Origin of the sequence: Lentilactobacillus dabitei (assembly GCF_019061365.1) — a bacterium.
Taxonomy (GTDB): Bacteria; Bacillota; Bacilli; order Lactobacillales; family Lactobacillaceae; genus Lentilactobacillus; species Lentilactobacillus dabitei.
Genome location: NZ_JAHPPD010000068.1, coordinates 1 through 14,985 on the forward strand (window position 1 = coordinate 1; position 14,985 = coordinate 14,985).

A 14,985-nucleotide genomic window follows, 5' to 3' on the forward strand; every position below is an offset into this window, starting at 1 on the left:
CCCCTGTAGAATACAGGAATCAAGCCATGGTAGCTTAAATCAATATCTAAACTTGTCTAACTTTTCTGTTGCACTTCAACCCGGGATTTCTGAATAGGGCGACTTATGTTTCGGTTATTAACCGCTTTGCTCCACTCACTTTTTAGCAACTGACGCTCAATGAATAAGCCCCATCTGGCTAAAGCCCAAATGCAAATGCAAACTTTGAGTTTGCTTTTGTGGAATCTTCGATTCTACATTCAGCGAAGGACCGCTCCGACGCAACTGACGCTCAATGAATAAGCCCCATCTGGTTAAAGCCAAAAGCAGGCTTTAACCAGATGGGGCTTATTCAACCACATCAAACCGTTGCTCGTCGCTCACTAAAATGTAATCTTTCCCACTACCAAACCATAAATTGTATAGATGGCAGCAATCACAATCACGATTGCAAGCGTCATTTCAATTGGGCCAAATACTTTCTTTGCATGATTGTCTCGCTTCTGTAAGATCCAGAACACTGGAATCCCTGCAGCGAACAATAATGACATCAGCAATAAGAAATTGGCTCCTGCCGCGAACAACAACCAGCAGGCGTAAATACTTGAGATAATTCCAATAATAATGTTGCCAGTTCGGCCCTTGCCATGATCACTTTGGACCGAGTACTTCAGTTGATAGAATGCTGAGAATGCGTACGGAATTAGAATTGCGGCACTGGCGATTGAATAGAAGAAGTTATAAGCCTGCACCGTAATCAAATACGTAAACATGAACAATTCAACCAACACATTTGTGACAGTCAATGAGGTAATTGGCGCCCCATTCTTGTTTTCCTTGGCGAATATCTTCGGGAAGGAGCCCTCTTTGGCGGCTTCATATGGCAATTGACCAGCAAACATGGTCCATGACAGCCAAGCACCGACAACTGAGATAATCAACCCCAGATTAACAACGGCTGAGCCCCATTTACCGACGATGCTTTCCAACAAGTCAGCCATTGCTGGTTGGGTTAAGTGTGACAAGCCTGCTCGGCTCATAACACCAAATGACAGCAACGTAATTAACATATAAATCAGAATAACAGTAATAATTCCAAGAACCGTTGCTTTACCAACATCTGAACGTTTACGAGCCCGGCCAGAAAAGACAACCGCGCCTTCAATTCCGATAAATACCCATACGGTTACCAGCATGGTGCTTTTTGCCTGCGCCATAACATCCGCAAACTGGAATTTACCAGATGGGGTGAACCAGAAATTGCCTGTAAACATGTTCAGCTTAAATGCGAATAAAACGATAATGATAAATAAGAAAATTGGAATCAATTTAGCAACAGTAATCACAACGTTGACAAATGATGCAGACTCAACCCCACGAAGGATCATAAAGTGGCAGGCCCACAAGATAAACGATGCCGCAATGATCGACCAAATGTTTTGTCCATCACCAAAGACTGGTAGGAAGTAAGCGACCGCACTCATCAATAGGGTCGCATAACCAACGTTGCCAAGCCATGCGGACAGCCAATAACCCCAAGCAGAGTTAAAGCCCATGTACTTACCAAAGCCGGCTTCCGCGTAGCTGTAAATCCCGGCATCCAAATCCGGACGCTTCATGATCAAGTTCTGGAAGGTCATCGCCAACATGACCATTCCAATTGCGGTAATGATCCAGCCAATAATGATCGCACCAGGACCAGCACCAACGGCCATGTCGTGCATCAAGTTGAATACACCACCGCCGATGATTGATCCGACAACGAGGCCAATGAGTTCCATTAAGCCTAACTTACCGTCTTTCTCTTTCATATTGATTCACTCCTTTTAGGTAGATGTTTCGTCTCTAACTAAAATCTTGAAATATTTTCGATTGTATCGAACCTTGTTTTCCTTAACCAGCTGTTGGACCATCGCACTGGTGGTTTCGCGGGTCGTTCCGCTCACCTTGGATAACTCCACCAACGTCATTGGGTAAGGGACCAAGATCGAACCATCTTCTTGATCATCTCCTATCTGCTGGCCTAAAAACCAGATTGCGTTCCAAACTCGGTATTTGGCACTCGTCGTGACCATCTTCTGCAACTGCGTTTCGGCCATATTGATAATCCGGCTCATCTCGCGAATGGCGTTCACCATTAACTCAGGAGTACTGCGTAAAACTTCTTCATACAAGTTCATTGGGATCTCAGCCAATTTCACTTCTGTCATGCTCTCAACCGTGTAAGCATAATTAGCGTCATCAAATAAACCGATATACGGGAATGCTTTGTTTTGGCGAACGTATAAATACAATTGTTCTTCGCCGTCTTCGTCCCAGTGAAACGATTTAACAACACCGTCAATCAAATAGTAGAAATTATCCCGTGAATCACCCTGATCAAACAGGATTTGACCGCGGTGATATGTTTTAATTTTCATCGACGAAATCACCTTTTGGATATCGGCATCATCCAGCGGGCCAAACTCGGGATGGGTTCGCAAATTATCCGCATAGCGCTGATAAGCACTCTTATCTTTCATGATCATGATTAATCTCCTCATTAAAACGATTACATAGTTGTCCCTTCAGTAAAAGTGTAACGCATTTAAATGGGGTGTACATTAATTGGACCATTAATCGACAAATTAATGGTATTTTATCTGGAATTACATTTAAACTCTTGAAGCTGCCGGCTTGATAATCGTGCCGCTGCCATTTTCGATGAAGCCCTCAATGTTATCTAGCGCCGTCACAACCGCTTCATTACCGGTTGCATTGACAAAGTCCATTGCTGCTTGGACTTTTGGCAGCATGCTACCTGGGGCAAATTGCTTTTCATCGATAAACTTTTCGAGTTCAGAAACCGTCACTTCCTCAAGCTTTTTCTGATTTGGCTTGTTAAAGTTAACGAAAATATTGTTAACGGCAGTCAAAATGATCAAGGCATCAGCACCCACCAACTCGGCCAATTTTTCACTCGCAAAGTCTTTATCGATCACTGCTTCTTTTCCGACCAACTGGTTACCGTTAGTTACAACAGGGATTCCACCACCACCAACTGAGATTGGCACGATGCCGGCATCCACTAATGTATTAACTGCGGCCGTCTCAACTACACCGATTGGCTTTGGTGACGGTACGACCCGACGATAGCCACGGCCAGAATCTTCGACAAACGTAAAATCAGGATTCTGTTTCTTTGCCAAATCGGCCTCATCCTTGTTCATAAAGGGTCCAATTGGTTTTGTTGGATTTTTGAATGCGGGATCATCGGCACTGACTTCAACTTGCGTCACAATTGTGGCAACCATTTTGTTCAGGCTCCTTTCTTTGATCACTTGATTCATGGCATTCTGCATCCAGTAGCCGATACTACCTTGAGTCATCGCCACACAAGTATCAAGAGGCATCTCAGGATTGTCCTTGGTGCTGCCACCAGCCTGTTGTAACAACAAGTTTCCAACTTGAGGACCGTTCCCATGAGAAATGATTAATTGATCGCCATTTTCAACAAATTTAACTAATTGCTCCGCTGTTTCTCGCAAAGCTTGTTGTTGCGCTGTGGCGGAAGCATCTTTGGATAGGATTGCATTGCCGCCCAAAGCGACTACTATTTTCCGTCCCATAATAATTCTCCTTCTTTGTTTAAAATAAAGGGACTGGGACAAAACAAATGTTTTGCTGCCAGTCCCTAGAGTTGTTCAAGTTAGTTTTCTTAGTGGTTAGTTGCGTTGGAGAGGATCGATCCGTTAAGCAACATGCACATAAGCACTTATGTTACATAGACGAATCGTGCTCCACAAAGCAGAAACCTGCACCTAAGCCTTCCCAACCAAAAATCCAAGACCAGGATTTTTGGTTGGGAAAACTTAGGCTCCGGTTTCTAACCGCTTTGCTCCGCACACTACACCTTTGGAATAAACAAGTTTCCAAGTGTTGCCGCCATCATCGCCTTAATTGAGTGCATTCTGTTCTCAGCTTCCTCAAATTGACGGGCATACTTGCTGGTGAACACTTCATCCGTAACTTCCATTTCAGTGATGCCATACTTTTCTTCAATTTCCTTACCATAAGCGGTTTCGGTATTGTGGAATGCAGGCAAGCAGTGCATGAAAATCAATTGGTCATCAGGAGTGCCAGTCTTCTTCAAGGCTGCCATGTTAACTTGATATGGTGTTAACAACTTAACTCGTTCTTCCCAGTTGCTTTCACCCATTGATACCCAAACGTCGGTATAAACGATATTTGAGCCCTTCATACCTTCATCAAGGTCATCGGTAATCAACAGCTTGGCACCTGATTTTTCAGCAAAGCCTTTGGCAATGTTTTGAATTTCATCAGTTGGGAACAATTCTTTAGGTGAAACAATATGGATGTTCACCCCTAAGATCGCTCCAGTTACTAACAGTGAGTTGGCAACGTTGTTTCGACCATCGCCCATGAAGGTTAAGGTTAATCCTTGTAGTTTACCGAAGTTTTCCTTAACGGTCATGAAGTCAGCCAACATTTGAGTTGGATGCCATTCGTCAGTTAAGCCGTTCCAAACTGGCACACCACTGTCTCGAGCAAGGATTTCGGCATCACTTTGCTTGAAGCCACGGAATTCAATCCCATCAAACATGCTGCCAAGCACTTTAGCAGTATCTGATGTTGATTCCTTCTTGCCTAACTGAATGTCATTTTGACCCAAGTATTCAGGATGAGCACCTAAATCAATGGCTGCTGTCGTGAATGCTGACCGGGTCCGAGTAGATGATTTTTCGAACAGTAAAGCAATGTTCTTACCTTCAAGGTAATGATGAGGGATGCCAGCCTTTTTTAAAGCTTTCAAATGTAATCCAAAATCAATTAAATATTCAAGTTCTGCGGCAGTAAAGTCTTTTTCAGCTAATACACTGCGGCCTTGAAATACGTTTTGTCTGAAGTCTTTTGTCATAATCGATTCTCCTTGATTAATGATGTTTTTGGGTACTGTGGATTTTTGTCTTCCGCTACCTATGGCAGAGGGAATGTTCTCTGATACATGAGCACCCGTTCTCAATTCTTATAGTGGAAATGTGCTCCGACAAGCAACAATCTGCACATAAGCACCTTGCTACATAGCGAAAATGTGCTCCACCAAGCAGAAACTTGCACATAAGCACCTTATTCAAAAATCCCCAAACCAGGATTTCTGAATAAGGAGACTTATGTTCCAGTTTCTAACCGCTTGGTTCCGCACTCTAAATATCTTCCCGAACGATCGGGCAGCTCATACAACGTGGGCCCCCACGGCCTCTTGACAACTCACTTGAGATGACCTCAAGAACTTTTAAGCCATGTTTTCTTAGCAAATCATTTGATACATAGTTTCTGTTATACGTTACAACAACTCCTGGAGCGATTGCCAATGTGTTTGAACCGTCATTCCATTGCTCACGGCCGGCAATAATTGGATCGCCACCACCGGTTGGAATCAAGTCCAGATCATCGAGCTTCAATGCATCTTTTAAGACTGCCTTCAAATCTGTCCTGTGCTCCAGGTGAAGCTCACCTTCATTTTTACCTGGCGTAATTGTCCAAGTATCAATGTGGCCACCTTCGCCTAAGATTCCTGGATGAACCGTGAATTGGTCATAATTAATCATTGTGAACACAGTGTCCAAATGCATCATTGCGTGATTATGTGGAATCTTAATCGCAATGACTGTGTCAAAATGACCATCCTTAAATAAGTTCTTCGCAATATCTTGAATTGCGTCAGCAGATGTCCGTTGGGAAACGCCAATAGCCATCACATGGTCATTTAAGACTAATTCGTCTCCACCTTCGATCCGAGTATCGTGGTTTCGATCACGCCATACATGAACGCCCTTGTTAGCAAACCGTGGATGGTGATCAATAATAATTTCATTAAACAAAGATTCACGTTGCCGGGCAGCAAACGTCATGTGGTTGATGCTCAATCCTTCGCCGATACATGCCGATGGATCACGGGTAAAGTACAGGTTAGGCATTGGATCCATGTAGAATTCATAGTCTTCTGTCTCAGCAGCACTCACTAAATCTGTTGGCACAAAATCAATTTCGTTCTTCCGAACCCCTTCCATGATCTTATTGACCATGTCTTGGTTGTTCATGCTGTCTAAATATTCTTTCAAGGCATCATGAATCGTGCCCGTTGCGTATCCGGATTCGGTTAACATTTGCTCTAAGAAGTCATCACGAACTTTGTTACCACCAGCATCCAATGCTTCAGCTGCCAGTTTTTCAAGGTAAAGGACTTCAATCCCGTTATCTCGAAGGGTGTCGGCAAAGTAATCATGTTCCTTTTGTGCAATTGGTAAATATGGAATGTCATCGAACAGTAAACGTGGCATCATATCTGGGGTGAAGTTTTCAATTTCCCTACCAGGTCGTTTCAGTAATACCGTTTTGAGCTTACCGATTTCAGATGTTACATGAATTGGACTTGTCATTCTTGTTACCTCCTCTTCCTTTAAGTACAACTCTATCATAGCCTTTTTTGAAAACGCTATCGTACAATTTCTGTCATTGAAAACGAGAGATTTTTAACAGAATTAATCCGATAATTGCAAAGAGAATTTATTATTAATTTTTTGATTTAATAATCCCTTCACGAGTAAGAATAACCGGTTTTTTATACAATGTCTATTAATAAGATTAGAAGATAACGTTTTAATTAGAATATAAAAAAGCCGTGAACAATCAGTTTCTCCCGCAAATTAAGGATTCTCTCTAATTTGTTCGGTATAAATATGTTTACCATTCACAAAATATTCATCACCTACCAACAAATAATTCACACTTGTTGTGACAAAGTTACGTAAGATAAAACTTAAAGTTTTAATCCATGGCTTGTCAGATTGCTGGTAAACACCGACAATAAAGATAATGATTTGGGAGGCATTTTCATGCAAACGAGTACTCATTTGAGAAAACGGACATTTAAGCTGCCAATTTTTTTGATTTATACGATTGCATTTGTTTCAATTTGCTTATTAACTTACAGCATCCCCTGGCTTGCCGGCAGAACATTGATCTGGAACGTTGACGGGATTGCCCAACATTTTCCAATTCTGGCGCAATTTCAGCGGATCTTACAGGGAACCGCGCACCAATCCTTATTCGGTTGGTCGTGGAATCTGGGTGCGGGAGCAGATCAACTGACCACCTTCGCCTTTTATATCGTGGGCGATCCTTTCAGTTACTTAATTGCCCTCTTTCCTGCCAGCAAGTTGGAGTTGGGCTATCAGCTCCTCATCTTACTTCGGCTTTATTGTGTTGGCTGCGCCTTTCTTGCGTGGGCCAATGAGCGTTCATTTAGCCGCCACAGCAAGCTCATCGGAACATTAATCTATACTTTTTCTGGCTACAATTTTTACGTTTCAATGCACCACCCATTCTTTCTCCTACCGATGATGCTCTTCCCCTTACTGGCAATGGGGGTTGAGAAGGTATTGCATGGGCAAAATTGGCTGCCGCTGGCAATTGCGGTTGCCCTGGCCCTTGTCAGCAATTTCTACTTTGCCTATATGCTGGCACTTGGCACTTTTGTCTATCTCTTGACCCGATATTTACATATGTACCACGTTGATGCCAAACAATTACCGCTGGGCAGGATCATCTATTGTTTGGCGCAGGCAATTGTCACCGGGTTGATGATGGCAGGTGTCGTCCTCTTCCCAACACTGCTGTCGGTCTTTCAATCAACTCGAATCGCCTATCACGCAAAATTTGCCAATGGGCTACTGCTATACCCGGCTAAGTACTATCTCGCCCTCCCCAACCAACTGATTACCAGCACGACGACCAAAGATTACTGGCTCGTCCTCAACGTTTGTGGGCTCACATTTTTAGCTGCCATCTATATTTTGCGCCACTTCAAGCACTACCGGGCACTTGCTATTGTCATCGTTTTGACCGTCATCGGCATCCTACTTCCCCAAGTCAGTGCCACCACCAACGGCTTGTCAACGCCTTCCAATCGTTGGTTGTTCTTGGCAGTCTTGCCGCTTGGATTGGCAACGATGATCTTTGTCGACCAGCTCCCCCGATTAACGCGGAATGATTTGAAATGGCTGATTACATCACTGGTTATCCTGATTGGCTTAGTCTGGATCACCAAAGGATTCACGCTCAAGCTGCCGCAAAATGATTTGGTGGCTTATGGCTTTGCCAGCTGTTTCCTATTGTTATTTGCCTGTCAGTCCTCCCTCAAGCTTTCTGCTAAAACAGTTGGGATCGTCTTAACTGGGCTGGTCCTCATTAACATCGTCAGCAATGGGCAAGGCTGGTTCAGCCCCAATAACAGTAAAAATATCAAATCGAACTTGATGACTGGCACCGCTTCTCAATGGCTCCACAAATATTACGACGGCGCCCAAACGGGATTAAAATCCAATCAAGGATTTTATCGAACCGCGACGATTCACAACTACTATCCTCATCGGACTGCCGGCAATAATATTCCCATGGTCCTTGGCACTCATGATCTCGGTGCTTATTATTCCATTCAAGATGGTTATGTTTATAAATTTAGTCGCTCAATCGATAATTCACAGGCAGTCGTTAACTCCGTTCTTGGGGAAGCCGATGGCCGAACAACGCTCCTTAATCAATTGGGTGTCCGCTACATGTTTGCCAAAACCGATATTGTCAAGAATCCTAAAGCCGTTCCTTACGGTTATCATTTTGTTCGCAAGAATGGTCGAATTGTCGATTTCCCAGAACAACCGGTTAGTGGTTTAAGTAACCACTCTGGAACGGTTCTGCTTAAAAGCAACTTGGCGCTGCCGTTGGTTTACATGCAAAACAACACGATTTCATCTACAACCTACAACCAGCTGACCCCTATTCAACGGGAACAATCACTCGTCCAGGGGACTCAGGTGGATCAGCCGGTCACAGGGATTCAATCAATCAAGCCTCGCGCCACTGTCAAACAAGTTGGCTATACGGCCAATGTATTTGACCAACACATCGTTGAAGCCCCTGTGAAGGCTGTTTTATCCCGACTGAGACTATCACCAAATAGTCGCTACCGACAAACAGCTGCTAAATACAAAACCACGCTGCCGAAGAATAAAGTGGCTATCTGGGAAAAGGCAACCGGCTTGAATCCAAAGGGGCAACCACTTCAAAACGTCCTCAACAAGAACAAACGGGTCATTGCCCGCAACGAAAATCTGAACCGCAATGGCCTGCACGTCATGGATAACGACGCCCAGGGGCGCCACTTGTCTTATCAACTCAAGTTAAAGAACCCTGAAAAGTATCGAAATACCGAACTTTATCTGGTCATCGATGGCATTTCCGAAACCCGCCACACAATGATGGGCCGCCTAAATAGCCTCCGAGCCGATTCAATCATCGACGGGACGCCAGTTTCAAAGCTCCAGAAAATTGATCGGCTGAGAGCCGCCAGCCAACACCCTGATCTTGGTGGTTTCACAGTCTCAGTCCAATCACCGACGAATTTCACCTTCTTCAGGCAGCTGCCGATGAACAACTTATCCGATTACGAAGACCGTCAACACGTAGTTTTAAATTTGGGCTACTCAGATCAACTTCGCAAATCAATGACCATTCACTTCAACGGGGTCAAGCAATTGCGATTCAAGAAAGTTCGAATCATGGCCGTGCCGTTTAATCAAACTTATGACCAGCAAATTCACCGGCTCCAACGAACTGGTTTGCAAAACCAAAAGGTAACCAACAATACTGTCAGCGGAGAAACCAACCCCGCAAATCAAGCCAGAATTATGACCACTTCCATCCCCTATTCCTCCGGTTGGAAACTCCAAGTTGATCATCACCCAACCAAGACTTTTGTCGCAAACAAGGGATTTGTGGGCGCCAAGATTCCCGCGGGCAAGCACCTGATCCAGTTGAAGTATTCAACTCCTGGCTTGTCACTGGGAATGAAATTGACGATAATTGGGTTCCTTTGGTTAGCTGGATTTGCGATTGTAGCTGGCGTGCGCTTTGGGTACCGAAAGTTTAAGTAAATTCTCAAACTAAATAACTCCACGCTGGTTTGATGCTGACGTGGGGTTGTTTTGGGTTGGGAGGTCTTTGTGAACAGCTCTGTTATGTGGCGGAATCTTGCTGCAACCAACTGACGCTAATGCACAAGGGGTCATCATCACATATGAAATTTCCGCAGTGGTCGTTTTCCCCTCTATTGACTAATGGTGCTCCGAAAAGCAGGCGCTTAACAATATAAGAGCAGTCCCCCCTAAAATCAAAAACCAGGATTTTAGGGGGGACTGCTCTTATATTACCACGCCTAATCGCTTTTCTTCGCACACTTAATCTTGAATCGACGACACCAACAGGTCCGGATTTGAATGCTTTGTAAACAGGTTATTAATACTCTTAGCTGCTTCCACTGATGGGCTGAACAGCACGATTGTGTCGTAACCTGCCAGCGTTCCCGCCACGTCATCCAAATGGAGGTCGTCGATGACCGCCGCTAACGGGTTGGCATAACTTGGCTGCGTATGAATGACATTAATAAATTGGATTTGGCGGATATCCGTGACCGTTCCGTTGATCATGCGGTACATTCTCTCCAACTCATTTTGATTGCCGGACTTAAAAATCATGTATCTGGAATCGCCTGAACTATCCGGTTGCTTCACAATTTGCATTTCTCGAATATCGCGAGATAGGGTTGCTTGCGTGACATTAATGCCTGATAGTTTCAATTTGGCCATCAATTCATCTTGGGTTGTAATTGTGTATTGATTAATAATTTGTTCGATTTTAGACTGCCGGGCTTCTTTTTTCATCGGGGAACTTCCTTTCACGAAATAATGCCATCTACATCATGACATTATAGATTTTTTGCTTAAATATTCAATAACGATCGACTGAATTGCATAACACTATCATAGCAAATAATAATCCAAAGTTCGCCTTTTTTCGAAAAATATGACTGGAAATTCAAAAAGAGTGGTCTGAAAAGCGGTTAGTTTCCAGAATATAAGTCACAATTCCAGACATTCTGATTTTGAATGTTTGGAATTGTGACTTATATGGCAGGAAGCTGCTTTTCAGACCACGTTTCAACCATGATGCCCAAGAGCCCACACAGCCTTTGATTATTTACATAGAACCCGAATAACAGAAGGCGCCTTCTACGGCACATTTCACATCAATTGCCCAAGCAATTATTTAATACGGTGCCACTTTCTTCGGATCCTCCGGCGTCACTTTAATCTTCTTATTGTAAACTGACAGCGCCATCCCCTTACCACTCATCAACTCAACTTCGACTTGATCTTGGTAGATTGTGAACAACAACTCATTGTGATGCAACCGCAGCCTAAATTTGATGCAATTCCAGACCTCAGGTAAATGGGGCTCCAACGAAAAATGATCAGCGTTATTCACGATGCCAGCAAATCCATACACAATTCCAGACCAAGCGGCCCCTAAACTACCGGCATGAATGCCATTTTTCGTGTTATGATGCAAGTCAACCAGATCGGTTTTAACTGCTTGGGCAAAAAAATCGTAAGCCTGTTGATCGCGGTCAATTCTGGCAGCGACAATTGAATAAATTGCTTTGGACAGGCTTGAATCGTGAGTCGTGATCGGCTCGTAAAAATCATAATCTGCCTTTAATTGTGCCTTGGTATTGCCAAGTGGAAACATATAATCAACCATAATCGTGTCAGCTTGCTTATTGACCTGTGAACGATACAGCATCAACGGATGATAGTGCAGCAGCAAGGGAAACATGCTTTGGTCAATGCTGGCAATGTCCATTTTCGGTAGCTGCTCAAAATTTTGGAATTGTAACTTGACATTTTTCTCTTTGTCATAAGGTAAATACATCAAGTCCGCAGCTTCCTGCATTTCTTCAATCTCTTCACCCGTCACATTGAGTTGAACCGGAATATCGGTATCACTAAATTTATCCGCGTATTTCACAGCTAAGCGGAGATTAAACTGGGCCAAAACGTTTGTATAATAATTATTATCTACCAACGCACTGTATTCATCTGGCCCGGTGACCCGGTTAATCACAAAGTGGCGTTCACCATCAACTTCAGCAAAGTTGCCATATTGCATCCAAAAGCGGGCGGTTTCCAAAATGATTTCAAAGCCGTAATTTTTCAAAAAGTCTTCATCGTTGGTAATCGTGTAGTATTGTTCGATGGCAAATGCAATGTCAGCATTAATATGGAACTGGGCCATTCCTGCTAACCAATAGGCACTTGCTTCGTACCCATTAATCGTCCGCCAGGCATACATTGCCCCTTTATCAAGGCCAAAGTCGCTAGCCTGCTCCTTAGCCATTTGCAGCGTATGGTAACGATACATCAAGAGCTTCTTGGCAATCGTGGGTTCGGTATAGATAAAAAACGGTAGCATGAATATTTCTGTATCCCAGAAGAATTGACCGCCATAGCCATTTCCAGTAAGCCCTTTGGCCGGAATACTGGTGAGTTCATCTCGACCTGCCGACTGGTTCAATTCGAACAAATTAAACCGGATGCAGGACTGAATGACCGGATCCCCGTCAATTTTGACATCACTATGAAGCCAAAACGTCTGCCAGACTTGGGCGGACGCCATCAATTCAGCGTTAAATGACGTGTTACGGATAAAATTATCTAGGGATGCGAGGTATTGGTCTGCATACATTCTGGCATTGACTAAGGGATGAATATTGCCGATCGAAAACAGAAATTCAAATTCTTTTTGGCTTCCTGGCTTGGCATGATAACGACTACGATACCCGTAATGGTGATTTTCGTCCTCAAAATACGCAATTTTAGGATTTGCATTGGTAGCTTCACCCGCTTGATATGTCAAAATGATTCCCTGCTGACTTCTAAAAGTGGTGACTAAATAACTCGGCTGGCCATAATCGGGAATGAAATCCAGCTGCATTTGGCCAACATCCTGATTCACTCGAACGTCTTCGGATTGCTGATGAGTAGCCTGATTAATATAATCGTGCATTTTGATGACTTCAATGTCCCCTTCGAAGTTCGTCGGGATAATTGAGTATTTAATCCCATAGACATTTTGTTTACTTAGGCTTGCAAAACTCTCAATGACGAGATTAAAATTACGGTTCTCTGGAGTCGTTACGCTAAACATCTCGTGAACCAGGCCCGTCTGCATGTCCAAATTTTTATCAATATTTTCGACTTGGAAATGATCGGTGGCAGAGTCTTCGTCCTCTACCTTGATACGAATAAACCGGGGATCAAATAACCGGTTGATAACCTGATCATTGTCTGGGTAACCACTATACTTTTCACCGTATGAAACGGCACTGTAATCAAAGAAACCATTGATGAACAAGCCTGGTGAGCCAATGTAATCAGGATTGTTCCCTTGAAGCGGATTTGAATCCTGGACACCAATATGCCCATTGCCGACGTTATAAATGGTCTCCAAAAACAATGGGTCTTTATTTTTTAGGTTCTGTAAATGAATTTGAAATTCTGGTGACTGCTCAATTCTCATTTAATCCTCCCCTGAAGATTCTTTATAATAATTTTACCATTTTAGTGACTGCTGAGTCCCGTTTTGGCATATCAAAACACTTATATTTTTTATGTTAGAAATATGATCAGATGGTATACAATTCTTAAGAATTAATTAATACACCCACGAAAAGATGAACACCCTTTACCGGTCAATTGTAAATTGGTATACTTGAAAGTGGCCTTAGAAAACAAACGAACACATACGAGTCATAATTCATGCATATATTACTTGAATATCATATAATCTGGTTGTCGGATAACATTTTGATGAGGGGTCCCAAAGGAGAATATCACTATGAACAGCAAATTACTTTCGTTTCTTGAAGAAATAAAGGCGCAAGGAAATATGTCCAAAGCGGCCCAAGCGTTATTTGTTACTCAACCGTACATCAGTCGGGTTATCAAAAATGCAGAAATCAATTTTGGCGTTAAATTAATCGACCGGTCATCCCATCCCATTCAGCTGACCTATGCTGGGGATCGACTGCTGGCCTATTTGCAGGAAGAGAATCGACTCAGATCCAACCTTGATCGGGAAATGACCCATTTGTCCCAGTTCAAATATGGTCATCTAACCATTGCTTCTAATGAAGTCGTTACCAATGACTTGTACAAACCGATTCTAGTTCGCTTCTACAATAAGTATCCAAATATTCATGCTCAAATCACCCGGATGACTAGCAGAGACGCTGAAAAGCGCCTGTTATCAGGAACACTTGACTTCTTTGTCGGCCATGCTTTGCAGAGTCACAAAGTTGATTATCAGCCAGCTGCTCGTTTGCCCCTTGTGTTGATTATTCCAAAGACCTCTAAACTATTTATCCCAGGTCAATTATATTCCAAATATGAAGACTTGGATCTCACCAAACTATCGGGTGAATCGTTTATTGGTACACCACAAGAAGATAACTACCAACGACTCGTTAATAGTTATTACAATGATGTCGGCATCACGCCAGAATACAGTATTGAGGTCCCAGATTTGCACTTGGCATCCGACCTAGCAATTGAACATGTTGGCGCCATCGTCACCCCAGAACCATTTGCGGGCGAAGAACGGTTGACTGACGAGCAAAAGGCAGGAATCAATATTGTTAAGATCCCAACCGACGTGTTAACGGCTAACTTTGGTATCTCATATATCAAAAACAAACAAACGTCTGAACCTGTGACTGATCTACTTGAGATCATTACTGAGTATGTAGACGAGTATACGCCAAAACGGTAGTGTGCTGGCAGTAACGGTTCGACGTGGCTAAAGCAAAAGGAGTCATCACTGAAATCCTAGTTAGGGTTTGGTGATGACTCCTTTTGCTTTAGCCAGTTGCTTGACCCGACTGCTTACCAAAGGTGGAACAAGCGGCAAATTGTAATTCTTTCAAATTTTAAAGAAAGGCAACTGAATGCTGCAATTTGATCATTATTCTTGGTTCTACAATATCTGTTGTTGGTAATAGATTTTATCTATTACTGATGACAGATTTTTTGTTTCTCGTTAGAATAAAAA

At 43.2% G+C, this 14,985-nt stretch carries 10 protein-coding genes; 2 read left to right on the forward strand and 8 right to left on the reverse strand.

The window, feature by feature from the left end:
- Positions 1-362 precede the first annotated feature (362 nt).
- The 6 genes from arcD to KTE19_RS10195 all read right to left on the reverse strand — a co-directional run bounded on the left by arcD (position 363) and on the right by KTE19_RS10195 (position 6,881).
- Positions 363-1,790 (reverse strand): arginine-ornithine antiporter, encoded by a 1,428-nt coding sequence (arcD, locus tag KTE19_RS10170; RefSeq protein ID WP_217162462.1) that lies wholly within the window; start codon positions 1,788-1,790, stop codon positions 363-365.
- Positions 1,791-1,805: 15 nt separating this feature from the next.
- Positions 1,806-2,507, reverse strand: coding sequence for a Crp/Fnr family transcriptional regulator (locus KTE19_RS10175; RefSeq protein ID WP_217342221.1), 702 nt, complete (start codon positions 2,505-2,507; stop codon positions 1,806-1,808).
- A gap of 126 nt (positions 2,508-2,633) precedes the next feature.
- On the reverse strand, positions 2,634-3,587 hold the full coding sequence (gene arcC, locus KTE19_RS10180; protein ID WP_217342222.1) for a carbamate kinase: 954 nt from the start codon (positions 3,585-3,587) through the stop codon (positions 2,634-2,636).
- A 278-nt stretch (positions 3,588-3,865) separates the two neighbouring features.
- A complete protein-coding gene (gene argF, locus KTE19_RS10185; RefSeq protein WP_217342223.1) occupies positions 3,866-4,897 on the reverse strand; it encodes an ornithine carbamoyltransferase in 1,032 nt (343 codons plus the stop codon).
- 286 nt (positions 4,898-5,183) lie between these two features.
- Positions 5,184-6,419: an arginine deiminase gene (gene arcA / locus KTE19_RS10190; protein WP_217342224.1), complete on the reverse strand. Its 1,236-nt coding sequence runs from the start codon at positions 6,417-6,419 to the stop codon at positions 5,184-5,186.
- Positions 6,420-6,686: 267 nt separating this feature from the next.
- Positions 6,687-6,881 (reverse strand): hypothetical protein, encoded by a 195-nt coding sequence (locus KTE19_RS10195; RefSeq protein ID WP_217162471.1) that lies wholly within the window; start codon positions 6,879-6,881, stop codon positions 6,687-6,689.
- On the opposite strand from KTE19_RS10195, the gene KTE19_RS10200 reads away from it, so the two are divergent.
- On the forward strand, positions 6,876-9,971 hold the full coding sequence (locus KTE19_RS10200; RefSeq protein ID WP_217342225.1) for a YfhO family protein: 3,096 nt from the start codon (positions 6,876-6,878) through the stop codon (positions 9,969-9,971). The two genes, KTE19_RS10195 and KTE19_RS10200, sit on opposite strands and share 6 nt — an antisense overlap.
- 303 nt (positions 9,972-10,274) lie before the next feature.
- Here the strand turns inward: KTE19_RS10200 and KTE19_RS10205 are convergent, their stop codons facing one another.
- Positions 10,275-10,757, reverse strand: coding sequence for an arginine repressor (locus KTE19_RS10205; RefSeq protein WP_054748966.1), 483 nt, complete (start codon positions 10,755-10,757; stop codon positions 10,275-10,277).
- Positions 10,758-11,142: 385 nt separating this feature from the next.
- The gene (locus KTE19_RS10210; RefSeq protein ID WP_217342226.1) at positions 11,143-13,455 is read right to left on the reverse strand and encodes a glycoside hydrolase family 65 protein; all 2,313 of its coding nucleotides are present in this window, start codon (positions 13,453-13,455) and stop codon (positions 11,143-11,145) included.
- A 318-nt stretch (positions 13,456-13,773) separates the two neighbouring features.
- On the opposite strand from KTE19_RS10210, the gene KTE19_RS10215 reads away from it, so the two are divergent.
- Positions 13,774-14,706 (forward strand): LysR family transcriptional regulator, encoded by a 933-nt coding sequence (locus KTE19_RS10215; protein WP_217162477.1) that lies wholly within the window; start codon positions 13,774-13,776, stop codon positions 14,704-14,706.
- Positions 14,707-14,985 lie beyond the last annotated feature (279 nt).